Source organism: Lutispora saccharofermentans (assembly GCF_024363565.1).
Lineage (GTDB): Bacteria > Bacillota > Clostridia > Lutisporales > Lutisporaceae > Lutispora > Lutispora saccharofermentans.
The window spans coordinates 87,447-105,882 of record NZ_JAJEKE010000011.1 but is presented as its reverse complement, the minus strand read 5'-3'; the positions used below and the strand labels follow the sequence as shown (position 1 = coordinate 105,882).

Annotated in this window: 17 protein-coding genes; 14 read left to right on the top strand and 3 right to left on the bottom strand. The window is 39.8% G+C overall.

From position 1 onward, the window contains the following. The first annotated feature begins 58 nt into the window (after positions 1-58). The 14 genes from LJD61_RS12710 to LJD61_RS12645 all read left to right on the top strand — a co-directional run bounded on the left by LJD61_RS12710 (position 59) and on the right by LJD61_RS12645 (position 16,229). Positions 59-451, top strand: coding sequence for a BlaI/MecI/CopY family transcriptional regulator (locus LJD61_RS12710; RefSeq protein ID WP_255227927.1), 393 nt, complete (start codon positions 59-61; stop codon positions 449-451). Then, complete coding sequence (locus tag LJD61_RS12705; protein WP_255227926.1) at positions 435-2,378, top strand: M56 family metallopeptidase; 1,944 nt, start codon at positions 435-437, stop codon at positions 2,376-2,378. Before LJD61_RS12710 ends, LJD61_RS12705 begins: the two co-directional genes overlap by 17 nt. Positions 2,379-2,547: 169 nt before the next feature. Further along, positions 2,548-4,083 carry a cardiolipin synthase gene (cls, locus tag LJD61_RS12700; protein ID WP_255227925.1) on the top strand — a complete coding sequence of 512 codons (1,536 nt, stop codon included), beginning with the start codon at positions 2,548-2,550 and terminating at the stop codon, positions 4,081-4,083. A gap of 32 nt (positions 4,084-4,115) precedes the next feature. Next, positions 4,116-5,855 carry an ABC transporter ATP-binding protein gene (locus tag LJD61_RS12695; RefSeq protein ID WP_255227924.1) on the top strand — a complete coding sequence of 580 codons (1,740 nt, stop codon included), beginning with the start codon at positions 4,116-4,118 and terminating at the stop codon, positions 5,853-5,855. Then, positions 5,848-7,596, top strand: coding sequence for an ABC transporter ATP-binding protein (locus tag LJD61_RS12690; protein ID WP_255227923.1), 1,749 nt, complete (start codon positions 5,848-5,850; stop codon positions 7,594-7,596). The genes LJD61_RS12695 and LJD61_RS12690 overlap by 8 nt, the downstream gene beginning before the upstream one ends. Before the next feature lie 111 nt (positions 7,597-7,707). Next, positions 7,708-8,214, top strand: coding sequence for a TetR/AcrR family transcriptional regulator (locus tag LJD61_RS12685; protein ID WP_255227922.1), 507 nt, complete (start codon positions 7,708-7,710; stop codon positions 8,212-8,214). Positions 8,215-8,258: 44 nt separating this feature from the next. Beyond that, the gene (ftsH, locus tag LJD61_RS12680; protein WP_255227921.1) at positions 8,259-10,082 is read left to right on the top strand and encodes an ATP-dependent zinc metalloprotease FtsH; all 1,824 of its coding nucleotides are present in this window, start codon (positions 8,259-8,261) and stop codon (positions 10,080-10,082) included. 238 nt (positions 10,083-10,320) lie between these two features. Further along, positions 10,321-10,464: a cyclic lactone autoinducer peptide gene (locus LJD61_RS12675; RefSeq protein WP_255227920.1), complete on the top strand. Its 144-nt coding sequence runs from the start codon at positions 10,321-10,323 to the stop codon at positions 10,462-10,464. A gap of 45 nt (positions 10,465-10,509) precedes the next feature. Then, the gene (locus LJD61_RS12670; protein WP_255227919.1) at positions 10,510-11,853 is read left to right on the top strand and encodes a sensor histidine kinase; all 1,344 of its coding nucleotides are present in this window, start codon (positions 10,510-10,512) and stop codon (positions 11,851-11,853) included. Beyond that, positions 11,846-12,433 carry an accessory gene regulator ArgB-like protein gene (locus tag LJD61_RS12665; protein ID WP_255227918.1) on the top strand — a complete coding sequence of 196 codons (588 nt, stop codon included), beginning with the start codon at positions 11,846-11,848 and terminating at the stop codon, positions 12,431-12,433. The genes LJD61_RS12670 and LJD61_RS12665 overlap by 8 nt, the downstream gene beginning before the upstream one ends. Positions 12,434-12,469: 36 nt before the next feature. Continuing rightward, positions 12,470-12,748 (top strand): hypothetical protein, encoded by a 279-nt coding sequence (locus LJD61_RS12660; protein WP_255227917.1) that lies wholly within the window; start codon positions 12,470-12,472, stop codon positions 12,746-12,748. 134 nt (positions 12,749-12,882) lie between these two features. Continuing rightward, entirely contained in the window at positions 12,883-13,809 is a 927-nt protein-coding gene (locus LJD61_RS12655) for an EamA family transporter (RefSeq protein WP_255227916.1), read from the top strand. 374 nt (positions 13,810-14,183) lie between these two features. Next, positions 14,184-15,236: a ribosome small subunit-dependent GTPase A gene (rsgA, locus tag LJD61_RS12650; protein ID WP_255227915.1), complete on the top strand. Its 1,053-nt coding sequence runs from the start codon at positions 14,184-14,186 to the stop codon at positions 15,234-15,236. A 3-nt stretch (positions 15,237-15,239) separates the two neighbouring features. Next, positions 15,240-16,229, top strand: coding sequence for a GNAT family N-acetyltransferase (locus LJD61_RS12645; RefSeq protein WP_255227914.1), 990 nt, complete (start codon positions 15,240-15,242; stop codon positions 16,227-16,229). Positions 16,230-16,232: 3 nt separating this feature from the next. On the opposite strand, the gene LJD61_RS12640 is transcribed toward LJD61_RS12645, so the two are convergent. The 3 genes from LJD61_RS12640 to LJD61_RS12630 all read right to left on the bottom strand — a co-directional run bounded on the left by LJD61_RS12640 (position 16,233) and on the right by LJD61_RS12630 (position 18,400). Further along, entirely contained in the window at positions 16,233-16,922 is a 690-nt protein-coding gene (locus tag LJD61_RS12640) for an AlkZ-related protein (RefSeq protein ID WP_255227913.1), read from the bottom strand. A gap of 17 nt (positions 16,923-16,939) precedes the next feature. Then, the gene (locus LJD61_RS12635; protein ID WP_255227912.1) at positions 16,940-17,353 is read right to left on the bottom strand and encodes a pyridoxamine 5'-phosphate oxidase family protein; all 414 of its coding nucleotides are present in this window, start codon (positions 17,351-17,353) and stop codon (positions 16,940-16,942) included. Between the two features lie 138 nt (positions 17,354-17,491). After that, positions 17,492-18,400 carry a helix-turn-helix transcriptional regulator gene (locus LJD61_RS12630; RefSeq protein ID WP_255227911.1) on the bottom strand — a complete coding sequence of 303 codons (909 nt, stop codon included), beginning with the start codon at positions 18,398-18,400 and terminating at the stop codon, positions 17,492-17,494. Positions 18,401-18,436 lie beyond the last annotated feature (36 nt).

The following is an 18,436-nucleotide window of genomic DNA, read 5'->3' as shown; positions in this document are numbered from 1 at the left end:
GGTTACAAGAGTAAACTCTTATTTAGGTTACAAGAGTAACCTGGAAGGAGGAAACAATTTGAGCAAACTAGCGTCGAGGATAACGGATGCAGAAGCTGAAGTCATGCGTATATTATGGGAAGCAGGCCGTGAGCTTCCTATATCGGATATTAGAAAAACCCTTGAGAAGACGAGCAAATGGGAAACCTCTACGATAAAAACATTGCTTCGCAGGCTATGTGAAAAGGGTGTAGTTTTAGCGAGGAAAAAAGAAGTGTTTTATTACAGGCCCTTGGTCAGTGAGGCAGAGTATAATGAGTATGCTACTCAAAGCTTAATTGACCGCTTATACTCTGGCAGTGCAAAAGAGCTTGTGGCGTCTCTTTTAGGAAGCAAGAAGCTGAATGATTCAGATATTGATGAGCTGCGTGCTCTATTTAAGGTGGGTGATGGAGATGAACGAAACAATTAAGCTTATACTGTCCCTATCTTTATCAGGAAGCATTCTGGCTGTATCGGTATTTGCTTTTAAGCCCTTTATAAAGCACAAGCTGTCAAAATCTGTACAATACTATATATGGGTAGTGGTGCTGCTCAGACTGGTGCTCCCATTCTCCTTTGAAGGAAGTATTATGAATAGTGTATTTTATGGAGAAACGGCATCATTGGGTGCAGACGTTCAAAAAAACTTGGCTTTGCCAATATCTGGTACAGGTAAGGATTTAGATTCATCAACATCGGCCATTGTCCGGGGAAAAGCAGCTAATGGTATCTACGACAGCGATATTGATCATAGCAGATATATCAGCCAGCTATTTAGCAAATATATTTTTGGCATTTGGCTATTTGGTGCTATCGCGGTATTCGCTGCTAATATAGCCGGATATGCCAGGTTTTCAAAACACTTAAAAAAAGCAAATAAGCCGGCTGACGATGCACAAAACAAAATGCTGGCTGCATTATTGGATGGATGCAGCGGTGTAGGGCTTGTGCGCAACAGATTTGCTGCCACCCCGATGCTTATAGGGCTTATAAGGCCCAGTATCATAATTCCTGATATTGATTTTGATGAAAACCAGCTTAAAAACATTCTGCTTCATGAAATTTCACATCTGAAACGCCATGACATAGCAGTAAAATGGCTGGCAATGATAGCTTCATCAATTCACTGGTTTAACCCGATAATATATTTTATTAAGAAAGAGATCAATCATTCCTGCGAACTGGCTTGTGATGAATCGGTAATAAAAAATCTCAGCCCGGCAGAAAAGCAAGCCTATGGAGACACATTGATATCTATTGTAGCGGAGCATAGATATCCTTATGGAGCATTGCAGGCAACTATGTCCGAAGAGAAAAACAATCTGAAGGAAAGATTGCTGGCAATAATGAGATATAATGAAAAACCGAAATTCATCATTGCTTTATCTGGAATTCTGCTGGGAGTTGTTATATTTAGCGCAATATACTTAGGTGCTGGGGTCGGAAAGGATATCCTGCCCGATGCTGACTTTAACAATGGGGGCGATGAAATCAAGGCTGCTGCAGGAGGTTATGATTTGAATGAGATTATAAAACATAAAACGCCCTATGTGGGCGATGCCAGTAAGGTTTATGCTATTATTTCACTCCTGCCTGTTCCTGATGATTATTTCAAGCAGCAGTATATGTCTATGAAGACCAGCGGCAGACCATACGGCCTAACTATATATTACGAAGCGGCTTCGGATGCCGAATATGAAGGGGAGTGGCCAATAGTTGCTCCTGATACTGTCATCGAGATGAATTCCAGATTCAATGCCTTAGTCGCATTTTCTATGATCGGCAACCTGGAGGAAGTAAGCTTTGCATTTCGCAATTCCCCGTCTCACGGAAGCCTGGACGAATCAAAATATAATACCGTTTTTACATTCCCAAGGGATGCTTTCGAAGAAAAATATGGAGATATTTCTGCTCTCGGTGAGAATTTAGATTTGCTTCAGGATATACTGGCTGTGAAAAAATCTGCATTTTCTGACGCCGAAGTCAGTGAAGCACGTGGGGTTGTCGAGGAATACTTCCGTGCCATTGCAGCAAAAGATGATAAAGCTATCTTGAAGACCTTAACACCATCTTATAACCACCCGAATGTAGTCTTATACGGTGAAGAAATACGCACTTTGCTGTCAATAGATTATGACTCTGATGACCCGATGAGAGAAAGCTATGTTAAACATGGAAGAGGAAAAAGCAATGGCACTAAGCTGGAGAATGTCATTGTGTTTAAGGTAAATTTTAATGTAAAGTATCCAGAGGAAGTTTCCGGCTCATTTAATGAAGGAGAGTATAAAAACTGGAGCATGATTTTGATCCGTGACGGAAAAACTTCATCATGGCTGATTGATGATCAAGGATATTAAATTTTTAGCCGTTAAAGGAGCTATATTCCTTTAGCGGCTTTTTATATATCCGGTAATTGTGTATGGCTTATGCCTTGAAAGGATTCATATAATTATGGCGAAAATAGCAGTATTGAGGTAAAATAGCCTATGAGATCAAATTTAAAATTGTGATGAGAAGTGATGAAAAATGAAGTTTATAAAAAAATTTTTATTCCATAGAGTTGCTTTTGTATTTTTTGCAATATCAATGCAGTTGTTGGTTTTGATAGGCACAATAATAAGATTCAAGGATTACTTTGCTTTTTTCTATGGGGCAAGCTTGGTTATCAGCATGATCGCGGTATTGTGGATTATAAACAACAATGATAATCCGGTATACAAAATGGCATGGATAATTCCTATCATGCTATTTCCCATATTTGGCGGATTGTTTTACATATTTTTCGGACGCAACAAGCTAAGCAAAAGAACAAGACGCAGAATGAAGTTTATTGAAGATAAGACAAGAGGGGTATTATCTCCTAAAGAGCATCTCCTGGATGAAATATTATTGGGAAATGAAAATGCTGCCAATCAGTCAAGATATATCCAGAATTATGCTTATTATCCTCCCTACAAAAATACGATAACCGAATACCTTCCAATAGGTGAAATAAAATTTGAGAGATTAAAGGAAGAGCTTAAGAAAGCAAAGCATTATATCTTTCTGGAGTATTTCATTATTGAAGAAGGGGTGATGTGGAACAGCATACTGGAAATACTGGCAGAAAAAGCATCCGAGGGTGTAGATGTACGGGTGATCTATGATGATGCAGGCTGTTTGTTCAAATTGCCCTATGGATACGATAAGAAGCTGGAGGAACTGGGGATCAAATGCTGTGTTTTTAATCCGTTGATACCTATATTGTCTCCTAGATTAAATAATCGGGATCACCGCAAGATTGCGGTAATCGACGGATATGTAGGATTTACAGGAGGCATTAACCTGGCGGATGAATATATAAATGTAAATGAAAAGTATGGGCATTGGAAGGATGCTGCCGTTATGCTCAAAGGCGAAGCGGTATGGAGCTTGACTGTAATGTTCCTGTCTATGTGGGATTATCTAAGGGGAATGGATGAAGACTTTAATGAGCATAAGAAGAATATTCCCATAGGGGTCGAAATTGAAGAGAATGGATATGTACAGCCTTTTGCGGATAGCCCATTGGATGATGAGCCTGTCGGAGAAATTATTTATCTTAACCTGATAAACAAAGCTAAAAAATATGTTTATATAATGACTCCGTATTTGATCATCGACAATGAAATGGTAACAGCCTTATCTACAGCCGCCAAGGGCGGAGTAGATGTTCGTATAATCACTCCTCATTGTCCTGACAAGTGGTATGTTCATGAGGTTACCAGATCATATTATAAAAACCTTATTGAGAGCGGCGTAAAAATTTATGAATATACTCCTGGATTTGTTCATGCAAAAACTTACATAGTGGATGATGAATATGCCGTAGTAGGGACTATAAATATGGATTACAGAAGCCTGTTCCTGCATTTTGAGTGCGGAGTCTGGCTCTATAAGAGCAGTTGTATTCGTGATATGAAAAATGATTTTATAAATACCTTGAAAGTGTGTCAGGAGATCACGACAAGCGATTTTGAAAGCATTAAGTGGCATAAAGCTCTGCTCAGCTCATTGCTGCGTGTTTTTGCTCCATTGATGTAGGCTGGCATTTAAAAAGCGGAAAGAGGTTTATTATGTCAGGATTGAAAATTGAACCAATGAAAGAGCCCGATAAGATCATTAATTATTGGAAAAAAGAAAAATTTACTGTAGCATGCATTGTAATATTCGGCCTTACCTTTAACAATGCCATTGTTTTGGGACCTATTTACCAAGGCAAGCTGCTGGATTCCATCGCCGGAGCTGAAAGCCTGGACTCAGTCATAAGGCTGGCTGTGTCTTTTGTTTTTTTAATCGGAATGATACAACTATTGCGTTATTTTAAGCGCTTTTATATAAGGCGCTTTGCCAATAACACCAGTGCCGTTATGAAGCTTATGATATACAATAATATAATGCATAAAAGCCTTGAGGCGCTGGAGAATGAAGATATAGGAAACTTGATGACAAGAGCCGTTTCGGATGTTGATGTGTGTGTCGAAGGAATGCGCAAGTTTACTACAGAGTTGTTCGACACCGGAGTGCTTATGGTATCCTATCTCGTATCAATGCTTGCATACGATGTAAAAATAACGGTCCTTTCCACACTATATATTCCCATTGCCATGGCCCTTGCTGAAAAGCTGAAAAACGTTATTTATAAATATTCAGCTTCCTTCCGCTCAAAAAGCAGTTACATAGCCGGTATTGTATACGACGCTATTGAAAATGCCATGCTCTATCGCGCCAATGGTATGGAAGCTCAAAACGGACAAAAGTATAATGATGATTTAGAGGATTTGCAAAGCAAGGCGATCAAAGCCAATATTCTGGAGAATTCCATGCAGCCCGTATACAATGTTATTGCCATGCTGGGAGTTATAACTGTGATCTATCTTGGCGGTGCAAAGGTTATTGAGGGCAGCTGGACTGTAGGCATATTTTCTACATACATTGTCATGTTTGCCGCTATGGCCAATAAAGCAAGCAAAGCGGCCAAACTCTTCAATTCTGTGCAAAAATCACAGGTATCATGGAAGCGCATCAAGCCTTATCTTGCAGAATATCAAAGTAAGGATGAGGCATCAGATATTGATAATAGCAGCACTGAGCTATCAGTAAAAAACCTTAGCTTTTGCTATCCTGCAGCCAGGGAGCCCATAATCGAAAACATAAGCTTCGAAGTTGATCAAGGAGAAATCATAGGCGTGACAGGCCCTATTGCCTCCGGCAAATCTACTCTCGGATTCTCCTTGCTGGGACTGTACCCCTATATAGGCAGCATAAGGATAGATGGCAAGGAGCTGAAAGATTATTCCGAATACGAGCGCAGCATGATGATTTCATATCTTGGTCATAAGCCGCAGCTGCTATCCGATACCATATACAACAATATCACTCTCGGGAATGGGAAGGACATAAACTCTGTTATGGAAGATGTCTGTTTCGATATTGATTTGCAATCCATGCCGGATGGTGTAGATACATTAGTGGGCAGCAGTGGAATAAGGTTAAGCGGGGGCCAGCAGGCAAGGATCGCACTTGCAAGGACACTTTTGAACAAAAGCAAAATAATAATTTTAGATGATCCGTTTTCCGCAGTCGATATGAAGACGGAAGAAAGGATCATTGAAAACCTGAAGGCTAATTATAAGAACAGTATAATAATACTTATTTCTCATCGCTTAACGATTTTCAGCAGGATCAATAAGATTATATTTCTATACAGCGACAAAACAGCAGGCTATGGAACTCATAATGATCTGATGAAAAGCTCCGGGTTCTATGCAGAGATATTCAATTTACAATGCATGGCAGGTGATAACAATGATTAAAAATAGCTTGGTAAAAAGATCTGTCATCAATGTGATCAAGCAAAATATTTTATTAAGCGGGCTTTTAATTTTTGCTGTTTGCGGCGTTGTTGTTTCAAGCTTGATTCCTCCCCAGATATTGAAGCATATTATCGATAACAATCTTGTACCTGAAAAGGGAAGCGGTTTGTTTGTATTGGCAATCGCGTATATGGCGGTGCTGCTGTTTATAGGTTTGTTTGATTTTATCAAGGGAGCAATCCTTACGATCATAGGTCAAAAGATTATCAAAGAGATCAGGCTTGAAATGATACATAAGCTGGAGAAAATAAATGCACTCTTCTTTTCTTATAATGAATCCGGTGCAGTGGTATCACGATTTACTAATGATGTTGAAGCCGTGAGTTCATTGTTTACCGGCGGCATTGTGGGAATGATGATCGATTGCTTTAAAATCATAGGCATTATTGCTTCCATTTGGATGTTCAGCGAAAAGCTTGGAATTGTCACCTTGCTGCTGCTGCCTTTTATTTATGGGATTACCAGGCTTTTTCAAAAGCGAATGCTGAAAGTGCAAATGGAAAACCGGGTTTTGGTGGGCAAGGTGAACAATCATATTTCAGAAAGCTTAAAGAATATTGAGATGATCAAATCCTGCAGCAAGGAAAGCTATATGGAAAATAATTATGCTGAGTATCTGCTGGAAAATTTCAAAACGGTGGAAAAAGTAAATTTTTATGATTCTGTATTTTCTCCCATCATACAGCTCACCCGTGCTGTTGTGATCGGCTTTATGGTAATACTGTCCTCCGGACAGCTCAACTATCTGGGAATATCATTGGGAATGGTGGCTGCATCTATTGACTTAATCTCTAACTTGTTTTCGCCTATCGAAAACCTGGGTATGGAGCTTCAGAGCATTCAATATGCAGTATCCGGCATCCGCAGAGTCAATGATTTTTACAATGAGCCTGAGGATGAATGTAAAAATAATCAAATAAAAGCGGATGATGTCATCCAAAACCGTGAGGAAATAAATATATCATTTAATGATGTAGCCTTTAATTACGAGAAAGATACTGATGTTTTACAGGGTATCAGCCTGCAGATAAAACCGCAGGAGAAGGTTGCATTTGTCGGAAGGACGGGAGTAGGAAAATCTACATTATTCAAATTGATCATGGGCCTGTTGAAACCGGCTAAGGGAAGCATCACCATAAACGGATATGATGTATACGGCATACCGAACTCTGAAAAACGCAAAATATTCGGATATGTAGACCAAAGCTTTCATATGATAAAAGGCACAGTTGCCGAACAGATAAGCCTCCAGGATGAGAGCATAACAAAAGAGCAAATCTGCAATGCGCTGGACTTTGTGGGTCTTGCAGATTATGTAGAATCTTTGAAAAATGGTATTGAAACGGAGATTGCAGGTGATTCTCTTTTTTCACAGGGCCAGAAGCAGCTTCTATCTATAGCGAGAGCCATTGTGACCAATCCTCCCATTTTATTGCTTGATGAAATCACTGCAAACCTTGACTCAATAACAGAAGAAAAAATTGTGTCAGTTCTGCAAAAGGCAGGACACGCCCATACCATATTATCTATATCCCACCGCCTGTCTTCCGTGGTTTTCAGCGATACAGTCGTTATTTTGGAAAACGGGAGGATAAGAAGTATAGGCTCGCCTGAAACGCTATTGAAAAATGATGATTGGTATAGGAAGCATGCCGCATTGGAGAGGTTGACCTGGGGATAACAAATAGTATAGTGTTTGTATGTTTTTATTCCCATGAATGCTTGACAGGCATAGAAATATTTGATACGGTATTACTGTACCGTCCAGACGGTTGAGAGGAGTTGTTAGCTCATGGATATCTCTGTTAAGGAAAGAATTTTATGTGAAGCAAATAAAGTTATTGCGAATAAAGGATTGAATTGTTTCACATTGGAAGAGGTAGCCAGAAAAGCCGGTGTAAGCAAGGGCGGCCTTTTATATCACTATCCGAGCAAAGATAAGCTGATAAAGGCCCTGATTGAATATCATATGGAGCAGTTTGAGTGTCAGATCACTTCTGCAGATTGGCTTACATCTTTTATCAAAGAGCAATTCAATCAAAATACGGCAGATACAAATACCATGGCAGGTTTTCTTGCGGCAATAGCGATGGATCACGAGCTTTTGGAGCCGGTAAGAGAAAAACGGAAAGAGTGGTTTCAAAATATCAGCAACATGGAGGACCCTATAATGGCCATGATCATCTGCTTTGCATGCTATGGAATTGCATTTTCCAATCTTTTTGGCCTTGAGGCGCTTTCTGATGATGATATGAAAAAAATAGAGGACAGGCTGATCAATCTGTCGGAAAAATGTTAGCAAGCATATGATCAGAACTATAATGATGCTGAGGAGGGGGATATATGTTGCCCAAAAAAGAAGGCTTGCCTAAGTTTATTGTAGTAGCTCTTATTATTACCCTGGCAATCAATTGGATGATGTCGTTAATTTCGCAATCAGCTTTCCAGGAGATCGAATACAGCGAATTTCTTAAAATGCTGGATAATAATGAGATAAAATCAGTTCAAATCACTGGAGATAGAATCATAATAATTCCTAAGACTGATAAGGATGCTTCCATCGGGGATAAAAAAATGTTTTATACGGGCAGATTGGACTATCCGGAGATTTATGATAAATTATACAGCGCAGGCGTGGGTTTTAAAACACCAGTTGATAATAAGCAGTCCCCAATCGTAAATTTCATACTTTCATGGATTTTACCGTTTGGTATATTTTACTTGTTCAGCTCCATGCTCATGGGATCGCTCAGCAAGAAGATGGGCGGCGGTACCATGTCCTTCGGGAAAAGCAATGCCAAGGTATATGTTGAAAAAAGCACCGGGGTTACCTTTAATGATGTGGCCGGCCAGGAAGAGGCCAAGGAATCCTTAAAGGAAATAGTTGATTTCCTCCATAGCCCGGGGAGATATACCAAGATAGGAGCAAAGCTGCCAAAGGGAGCTCTCCTGGTAGGCCCTCCGGGTACAGGCAAAACCCTTCTGGCCAAGGCTGTAGCAGGTGAGGCTAAGGTGCCGTTCTTTACACTGTCAGGCTCAGACTTTGTAGAGATGTTTGTAGGAGTCGGTGCTGCAAGGGTCAGAGACTTGTTTAAACAAACCGAGAAACAGGCGCCATGCATAGTTTTTATTGATGAAATAGATGCAATAGGCAAGAGCAGAGAAGGCAATATCGGAGGCAATGACGAACGAGAACAGACCTTAAATCAGCTTCTTGCTGAAATGGACGGCTTTGATTCTTCAAAGGGAGTGGTTATACTCGCAGCTACCAACAGGCCGGAGGTTCTTGATAAAGCCTTGCTGAGGCCTGGGCGTTTCGACAGAAGAGTCATCGTTGATAAGCCGGACCTGAAGGGAAGGGAAGAGATACTTAAGGTTCATTCGAAAAATATAGTGATGGATGAAGGGGTGAACCTCAAGGAAATCGCGCTGGCTACAGCAGGCGCTGTAGGGGCGGACCTCGCCAATATGGTCAATGAAGCGGCCCTCAGAGCGGTGAGGATGGGAAGAGATAAGGTGAGACAGGATGATCTGTTTGAAGCGGTGGAAACTGTTATTGCAGGCAAGGAGAAAAAGGACAGGGTTATGGGGCAAAATGAGAAAAACCTTGTCGCTTTTCATGAGGTAGGGCATGCATTAGCATCAGCCCTCCAAAAGAAAACCCAGCCTGTACACAAGATCACTATAATACCAAGGACTATGGGAGCCCTAGGCTATACGATGCAGATGCCTGAGGAAGAAAAGTTCTTGATGACCAAAGATGAAATAACCGAACAGATTGTTGTGCTGTTAGCGGGAAGAGCTGCCGAAGAGCTTGTGTTTAATGAGATAACTACCGGAGCGTCAAATGATATTGAAAGAGCCACACAGCTTGCAAGGCAGATGGTAACCATGTACGGCATGTCTGATAAATTTGGGATGATGGGCCTCGAATCTATTCAAAACAGATATCTTGACGGCCGCCCGGTTCAAAATTGTTCAAGCGAAACCTCTGCTGAGGTTGACCGGGAAGTCCAAGAAATTTTGAAGAACTGCTATGAAAAGGCAAAGGATTTGCTGAAGGAAAATATGGAGGCATTGGGAAAAATATCATCATACCTCATTCAAAAAGAAACTATAATGGGCGATGAGTTTATGGATATTTTAAACTCCGTTTCAAAGGAATAGCAATTTGTGGAAGTATCTGTGCTCTGGCACAGATACTTTTCTCTAATTGGTGCTAAACTGCTATTGAAGTCTAAACAGCCTTTTGCTATTATTTAAGTGATATAGTTATTTGAAAGGTTTTCCATAGCTTAAACCATTATGGTAAAGCTGCCAGTTGCGATTGCGTATGGGAATACCTGTCATGAAAATGGTTTTAAGAAATTCGCAATTGCTGAATATTTTTGAAAGGAGGATGGCTATGAAAAAAATAGTTAAGTTTTTTAACAAACGCTCGCTGTCAATACTAGCTTTATTCGCACTATTTGTTGGGACAACCTCTGCTTCAGTAGCAACAATGGTGTTATCACAACAGCCAAAGTGCCCGGAAGAACTATTAAAATAAGGGGTTAAAACCCCTTATTTTAATCATTTGTGGAGGGAGCCTTTCATGAAAGAGCTTATTATAAACGAGATTTTTTTTGCCATATTGGAAGGAATATTTATTTTTTTGATATTTTCAATAGTTTTGATCAGTGAACGGAAAAAGTATATACATGAAAACAAGCATAAAGTATGGCTTTTTATCGCAATTTATACGACTTTTTCATTCTGGATCACCTTAAGCTTTCCTTTTGGCTATCATACTTTGATATTAAATATTTTTTCCGCTATAGTATTGAGCGTGATAACAAAGAACAGCCTTATATTGGCAATCGTGGCCTTTACGATACCTACAATATTACTAATTATTACAGAACTGCTAATAACGGTTTTGTTAAATTTATTTTTTCAAATAAGTATAAACGATATTATAGCCAATCCGGCAATAAAAATGAAATTTTCTGTGATTGCAAAGACAGTTCAAATGACCATCGGCGTATTATTATTCAGAAGCAATTTAAAACCGGTAATAAAAGCTTCTGAAAATAAGGAAAGTACAAATTTGCTTAACTATTCTGTTCTCGGTATTTTTCTGATGAGCATTTTTTTACAAAGCTTAAACTATATCATATATAATCCCAGAGATCTGCTTCAGTATGAAATATTGCTGTTCTTTATATTTTTAGTATATATTCTTTTTGGAATTTTTGATTATCTTGACAGAATAAAGCTGTTATCCATAAAGCAAAAATATACTTTGCAAATAGAATATATAAATAATCTGGAAGCCGTGGTCAACATTTTAAGAAGAGAAAAGCATGACTACCTAAATCACCTGAATGCAATAAATGCCATATGCACACTGAATAAGCCCAATTCGGCTGAAAACATAAAAAGCTATGTGGGCAAGCTTGCCGATGATCTAAAGGAATCATATAAAGTTTTCGATACAGGAAATGTTTATATAGACGGACTATTGGTTGTAAAGAGCAACTTTGCTCATAGGAATGATATAAGCTTAGATGTGGAAATTGAGGCGCCATTAAGCCATTTAGATATTAAAGACAATGATATAATAAGCATTATAAGCAATATACTGGACAATGCTTTTGATTCCATAACCTCCATCGAAAACCACGACAGCAGAGTTGTGTCACTGTGTACATATATAGAAGGCAATGAATACTTTATTTCTATCGCAAATACCGGGCCTAAAATACCGGAAGATATACTTCCGAAGATATTTGAAAATGGATTTTCAACCAAACCGCAGAAATCCGAGCATGGATTAGGACTGTATATTGTAAATAATCTAGTGAAAAAGTATGACGGACATATTGAAGCATATAGCAGTGATATCGAAACACAATTTTTAATCAAATTTCCCCTAAAGGATGAGAAGCATGGATAAGATTGCAGGATACCTGACAAAGCATATTAAGAATAATGTACCGGGCCTCACTGATTTGCAGTTAATAAAGATAAAGTTCGGGTTTGAATGCCTTTTTAGCGAAGCTTCAAAGATTATAATTTACCTGGTTATTTTTTCTTTTTTTTCGTACACTTTGGAATTTATTACTGTATTAATATTTTTTACTGTAACAAGGTCTTTTGCCGGAGGATATCATGAGGAAACATACTGGAGATGCTTTACTACAACATTGGCCATTTTTACCGCATGCTTATACATCGGTATAAGCTTCGAAATGGCAAGGTCAGTAAAAATAGCTCTTTTGCTTGTAAGTATTATTCTTGCATATATCTATGCTCCCGTGGATCATCCCAATAAGCCCATTATAAGCGCAGACAGAAGAAGAAGGTTAAAAAATTTTTCTGTCATTATAATTATAATTTTAGGCCTAATAAGCTTTATATTGCCTGATAGATATTCCAATCTTGCGATAATGAGCATTTTAGCGGAGGCTTTATCTCTCATTCCCGGATATCTGAAGAAGTCGGATAAAAATCTCCTTTGTAGAGAAGCTAAATAATAGATAAACAATAATCCGAGGAAGGAGATAACCGACATGTACAGCAGTATTATAGAAAGAAGAAACGTAAATGATGGCCGGCACAGCGTGGTGCTTGAGATTCCGGCAGATGAGTATAATAAAATTTATGATCGGTATAGTGATGAGATTGCATCAGAAATTTTACAAAATCACCTGGAGAACAGAGGCGATGACGGAAGGCCATCGGATGTTCATATCCAGCATCCAAACAACAGTACGGTTGTGAGGATCAGCGCAAATATAGATTACTTGGGAAACGACCATACAGAATTCAGAGGGCATTGGGAAGCATGAAATAAATGGCTTGGGAGAATCACAGGAGCAATCATAGAACTGATTTATGATTGCTCTCTTTTATAAACTTACATGTAGTTAATAATTATGTTAAAATGAAAGCATTTCAATATGCATAAACTTGGAGGGATATTATGAATAAGAGAGACCTCACCCTTGCTTTATTAGTAGTAACAGTTTGGGGAGCTAACTTTACGGTCATCAAGCTGGGGCTTGGCGGCGTACCGCCTATGCTGCTTGCCGCTATGAGATATACCTTTACGGCTTTGCCTGCAATAGCTTTTGTAAAGCGTCCCGCTGTGGAGTGGCGCTACTGTATTGCATATGGATTGACCGTAGGAGTCGGCCAGTTTTCCTGTTTGTTTTATGCAATGGATATAGGCATGCCGGCAGGGATTTCTTCGATCATACTTCAATCTCAAGCCTTCTTCACTCCCTTGTTTGCGGCAATAGCGCTCAAAGAACCATTAAAGGCCAATCAAATATCCGGGCTTGCTGTTGCAGCGCTTGGGCTCGTCTTAATAGGAAGTAGCGCAGGGACGGACGGCTTGACCTCGATACCTCTCGGAGCACTTTTTCTGACTGTATTGGCGGCTGTTTTTTGGGGGCTTTCAAATATAATAGTCAGGTATGCAGTGAATAGGGCGGCATTAAAGGAAGAAAAATTAGATATGCTAAGCTTTGTGGTCTGGTCAAGCCTCGTACCGCCGATCCCTTTTATTGGCCTGGCTTTGATGATGGATACGCCGCAGACATTGATGCAAGCAATAAGCAGCTTAAATGCCACATCTTTATTTGCTGTTTTTTATCTGGTCTGCTTTGCTACATTGTTTGGCTATGGCACATGGAGCGGGCTGCTTGCAAAATATCCGGCAGGCAAGGTGGCTCCGCTTTCTCTTATGGTCCCCATAACAGGTTTGATCACTGCTCGTATCATTCTTGGTGAACAACTTACCGAGATGCAGTGGTTGGGCGGCTTAGTAATAATTCTTGGATTAGTGATAACGAATATTGGGTGGCCATCGATAAAGCAAATTTTTGGGAATAAAGATATACCATAGAAACCGTTGTTGACAATGATTTACACAGCTTATATAATAAAAGTGCTGAAGTATTTAGAAAATAAGAAATTTTATATAGGAAAGGGGTAGTGTTTTATGTCTGAAATATATATAGAGGTGATTTTTAGCTAATAAAATATCGGCATAGGTATACAATGTGCCTTATTGAGGGCTTTATTTGCGTTACCTGTGCAGCTTCTTACGAGCAACCTGAATCGTGTATTTAATGAATATTGGCACGCACCGGTAGCGTGTTTTTTTATTGCTTTTGTGCAAGTCCCGCAGGTGGTCGTTATCTGCGGGATTTTTCTATGCTTTTTTGCTTGACCGCGATATAGGTGAAAACTAAAAAACGATTAAGAAAGGATAATAAAATGGGCATAAATGAATATGGGTGGAACGAATATTTTGAAAATCAATGGAATGAAAAATTCAAGGAGGGATTGTTCCCGGGCAGGATCATTGCAGACTATGGACAAATCCTGCGAGTAGCTTGTGAACATGGTGAGATTTGCGTCAACAGGCCGGTGCAAAAAACTGGTGGCGATTTCCATATGGCAGTCGGAGATTGGATTGCGCTGGAGTCAACAGATGGCATTTCAACATGCATCAGATATGTATTGCAAAGGAGGACGAAATTTTCAAGGACTGCTGCAGGAATAGAGCTTAAAGAACAAATTGTAGCATCAAACGTGGATACTGTTTTTCTTATTCAATCCTTGAACAGAGATTTCAATATGAGGAGGCTTGAAAGATATCTTATTGCTGCATGGGAAAGCGGTGCAGAGCCTGTGATTGTACTGACTAAAACTGATTGCTGCAGCGATGTTTCCGTTAAGATGGCAACAGTGTATGCTACTGCACCGGGCGTAGAGGTTCATGCGGTAAGCAGCGTTACTGGAGAGGGCATAGATGAAATAAAAAAATATTTCCAACCTGGAAAAACCATTGCTCTGCTCGGCTCCTCAGGTGTCGGCAAATCAACTTTGGTAAATGTTTTGGCTGGAGAGGAATTGCTGAAGACTCAGGAAATCCGTGAGGATGACAGCAGAGGAAGGCATACTACAACTCACAGAGAACTGGTGCTTTTACCTGGAGGAGGATTGATTTTGGATACACCAGGAATGCGCACGTTATCCCTGTGGGAAGCAGAAACCGGCATGGAGGTCATGTTTGGTGATATTGAACAATTGGTGAAATCATGCCGTTTTCATGATTGCAGTCATGGAAATGAACCGGGCTGTGCAGTCAAGGAAGCCTTAGAGACAGGTTACCTGGACGCTGTGAGATGGGAGAACTGGCTCAAGCTGCAAAAAGAATTGGCACATCTCGAAGCTAAGAAAGAGGGCAAGCTCAGACTGCAGCAAAAACAATGGGGCAAGCAGATTGCCAAGCTCCAGAAGCAATATTATAAAGGGAGGAAATAGATAATGAATATAAAAATACGAAGTGAAAGAGTAGCGGATTATAACGGTATAGCAAATGTCAATTACGAGGCGTTTCTCGGATGGCATCCCGATAATCAGTACGTTTCAGAAAGTATAATGGTGGATTTGCTTAGACATAACTCCTTGTTCGACCCTGACTTGTCTTTGGTCGCAGAAACAGGCGGTCAGATTGTCGGATACGCGCTTTTTTCTCCGTTTAAATTTATTGTACTTGGGGCTGAACAGCTGGGAGTTGTGCTGGCGCCTGTTGCAGTAAAGCCTGAATTTCAAAACAGGGGCATAGGAGGCATGTTGATTGAGGAAGGGCATAAGAGGGCAGAGAGCAAAGGCTTTTCTTTCTCCTTGCTCTGCGGCCACCCAAGCTATTATCCGAGATTCGGCTATAAGACAAGGATGTTTTCATTGTCCGGTGCCAAAGTCATGGTTGACGCAATGAGCTTTAACGGCGATAGCTTTCATGAAAGACCTGTCAGCCTAAAGGATCTTTCACGGGTAATGGAATGCTGGAAAGATATTCATGATCATGATGGCCTTGCGCTTTTTCCGGGCACGAGCATAAGCGAATGGAGCAACCATGGTCTTCAGTGCCGCTGTACCATGGTATTGAAGAATGACAGGGTGTTGGGATATGCAAGATACGTTAAGACGAATGTGCTGAGCATCAAGGAACTGCTGGCAAAAACAGAGGATGCTGCCGATCTGTTATCTTATCTGGCATGGAAAAATTACGGCAGCAAACAGGGGGAAATTCATATCCCACTTTCGGCTGAAAAAATGAACAGCCTGATCAATGTCAATGACTTTTTTAATGCGCTGGATGAAAGAAACAATCATGAGGCCTTCATGATAAAGGTCTTGAAAGAAAAAAGCAGTATTGCCGGATACTGCGAACAAGTTGAAAAAGGTGAAATACAGCCAGGTATCATTGCTTTTCCGCCAATGTTTGATGTGGACGATGGCAGGGTTGAATAAAATTTACAACCCTGCAAACCTTCTTGCCTTTTTGAGCTCCGGATTTGGAGAAAAACGATTAATTCTTTCTAAGATTTCATCCGCTGCATCCTTGGGATTTATGCTCTGTGCTTTTGAAATAAGCTCCTCGCCTGCCCACTTTTCAACCGTTGAATAGGCCGTGGCAGGCCAACCGTATGAGTCTCCTTTTGCACTGACTTTCTGTTTGATTCCATTTATTGTGATAAACATTCCCATTTGCAGTTCGCACATAGCAGCTTCAAATTTTGAATTAGATTCCCTTGTAAAGCCTGCCATTGATTTTATCTCAAAGAGGGCCAGGTTTTCATGCTTTTCAAACAAAGCATAGATTTTCTTTGCGTAGCTGCTTATAAGACCTTCCGAGTACATGTTTTCGAAGCTCCGTCCCTTTCTTCGTGCAGCAAGAAAAACAGGGTACCATTGGAGAGATATAAATCCCGGTTTCTTGTCAAACAGCTTTGCGTATGCAGCCTTATTATCCGCTTCTATCCTTATCCTCCATTGCCATGGATCTGGTGCCAGCCCTGTATGCCATTGCTCCGGCAGAGTTAGATCTGAAAGGTTGATAAAATCAATACAATTCTTCGATAAGGGCATGAAGCCCACATCTTCCACCATATCGAGAAACTCGCCGTATTCAGTTATTTTTGTATTTGTATAGTTATCAGTCATTGCTCTTCACCACACAATCAATCAAGAAAGAATTCCTCGAAATTGTTCTCAAGCCAAACCTGTATGTATTTTGCTTCGAATTTTAAAACGCAGTAATTAGGATCTGTTACCCCAAGAGGAAAATGATCGATAAACCAATCAACCCAAAGCTGCTTTTTTATATCCATATCTTCGACAATTGCAATTTCGCCGATCATGGTAATATTGCCGCCTTCTGAATAATAGCATACGCTTGCTTTGCTATTCCTTCTGAAATTCTTTGTTTTGTTTGATTTTGTCCCCGTCGAAAACCATACAGTTTTTATTCCTTCTGTTTTTATGCTGGACATTGCAGCAGTTCTGGGATAACCGTTCTCATCAATAGAAGACAATGCAGCCGTTTCTGCATTCTTTATAAAGTCTTCTGCTTTTTTTAACAATTCATTTGCCATTATAAAACCCCGCTTTCTTTTTTCATAATGCATGGGAAAGTATAGGTTAACTTAATACCTGCTTTCCCTTAAATGCATCGCAATAAAGGCCTTCTTTATAAAGAGTAGCATAACGAATATGTCAACAGCATGTCATGTTCATTTATACATATCTAAAATATTTTTGGCATGAGCTTTTAGCTTTTCGATTATATGCTCCGGCGCCAAAACTTGAGCTTTGTCGCCAAAGCCTAGTATAAACTGCATTGCATAATCATGATTGGTATACTGCAAATCAAATTTGATGCGGTTATCCTCCGTTATTTCATAAGACCCGACTCCATAGCTTTCAACTATTTGATATTCAAGGGATCGGTCTATGAGCATAGTGACGGTTTGTGTATCCCTAAAATAATTATCAAGCTGTGCTCTTTCATCTGGTATATCGCGCGTATCAAAGGTCGCATCGGTTATTTTCAGATCATCCATCCTGTTTAGCTTGAAAAGCCGGAAATCTTTTTTAAATTTGCAGTAGCCAAAGACATACCATGAAGACCATTTAAAGGTTATGAAATATGGTTCCATGTACCTTTGGGATATTCCCTTGCTGGAATAGTAGTCAAAGCTTACTTCCTTTTTGTTGTTCATTGCTTCCTTTAATTGGTTTATCTTCTGGGAAAGGCTTGTCTTATAAAAAGATGATAAATCAATAAATATATTATTGCTGACAGACATGATATCCTCTTGCTTCGGACTAAGCTTTTCCATAAGCAATTTTACCTTAATATCCTGTGATATGCTTTCAATACCTTTTAAGCCGGTAATTATATTGTCAAGCTCATCTACGGTCAATACGCTTTTGTCAAATTTATACCCTTCTGCAATGCTGATTCCTCCGGCTCCCCCTTGATAGGTCACAATCGGTATGCCTGCCATGCAAATATCTTCGATATCTCTGTGGATGGTGCGTATGGATACCTCAAATTTTTCGGCTAAATCCTTAGCCTTTACTTTATCATTGTTTAAAAGCATGGTTATTATTCCGAGCAAACGATCAATTTTCATCATTCTTCACCTCTTTCTCAAGAGCAGCTTCTTGTTTAT

What these genes read in the sequence shown, in the direction of transcription:
- LJD61_RS12705 (WP_255227926.1), top strand. Translation starts at nt 435, where the DNA reads ATGAACGAAACAATTAAGCTTATACTGTCCCTATCTTTATCAGGAAGC.
- cls (WP_255227925.1), top strand. Translation starts at nt 2,548, where the DNA reads ATGAAGTTTATAAAAAAATTTTTATTCCATAGAGTTGCTTTTGTATTT.
- LJD61_RS12695 (WP_255227924.1), top strand. Translation starts at nt 4,116, where the DNA reads ATGTCAGGATTGAAAATTGAACCAATGAAAGAGCCCGATAAGATCATT.
- LJD61_RS12690 (WP_255227923.1), top strand. Translation starts at nt 5,848, where the DNA reads ATGATTAAAAATAGCTTGGTAAAAAGATCTGTCATCAATGTGATCAAG.
- LJD61_RS12685 (WP_255227922.1), top strand. Translation starts at nt 7,708, where the DNA reads ATGGATATCTCTGTTAAGGAAAGAATTTTATGTGAAGCAAATAAAGTT.
- ftsH (WP_255227921.1), top strand. Translation starts at nt 8,259, where the DNA reads ATGTTGCCCAAAAAAGAAGGCTTGCCTAAGTTTATTGTAGTAGCTCTT.
- LJD61_RS12675 (WP_255227920.1), top strand. Translation starts at nt 10,321, where the DNA reads ATGAAAAAAATAGTTAAGTTTTTTAACAAACGCTCGCTGTCAATACTA.
- LJD61_RS12670 (WP_255227919.1), top strand. Translation starts at nt 10,510, where the DNA reads ATGAAAGAGCTTATTATAAACGAGATTTTTTTTGCCATATTGGAAGGA.
- LJD61_RS12665 (WP_255227918.1), top strand. Translation starts at nt 11,846, where the DNA reads ATGGATAAGATTGCAGGATACCTGACAAAGCATATTAAGAATAATGTA.
- LJD61_RS12660 (WP_255227917.1), top strand. Translation starts at nt 12,470, where the DNA reads ATGTACAGCAGTATTATAGAAAGAAGAAACGTAAATGATGGCCGGCAC.
- LJD61_RS12655 (WP_255227916.1), top strand. Translation starts at nt 12,883, where the DNA reads ATGAATAAGAGAGACCTCACCCTTGCTTTATTAGTAGTAACAGTTTGG.
- rsgA (WP_255227915.1), top strand. Translation starts at nt 14,184, where the DNA reads ATGGGCATAAATGAATATGGGTGGAACGAATATTTTGAAAATCAATGG.
- LJD61_RS12645 (WP_255227914.1), top strand. Translation starts at nt 15,240, where the DNA reads ATGAATATAAAAATACGAAGTGAAAGAGTAGCGGATTATAACGGTATA.
- LJD61_RS12640 (WP_255227913.1), bottom strand. Translation starts at nt 16,922, where the DNA reads ATGACTGATAACTATACAAATACAAAAATAACTGAATACGGCGAGTTT.
- LJD61_RS12635 (WP_255227912.1), bottom strand. Translation starts at nt 17,353, where the DNA reads ATGGCAAATGAATTGTTAAAAAAAGCAGAAGACTTTATAAAGAATGCA.
- LJD61_RS12630 (WP_255227911.1), bottom strand. Translation starts at nt 18,400, where the DNA reads ATGATGAAAATTGATCGTTTGCTCGGAATAATAACCATGCTTTTAAAC.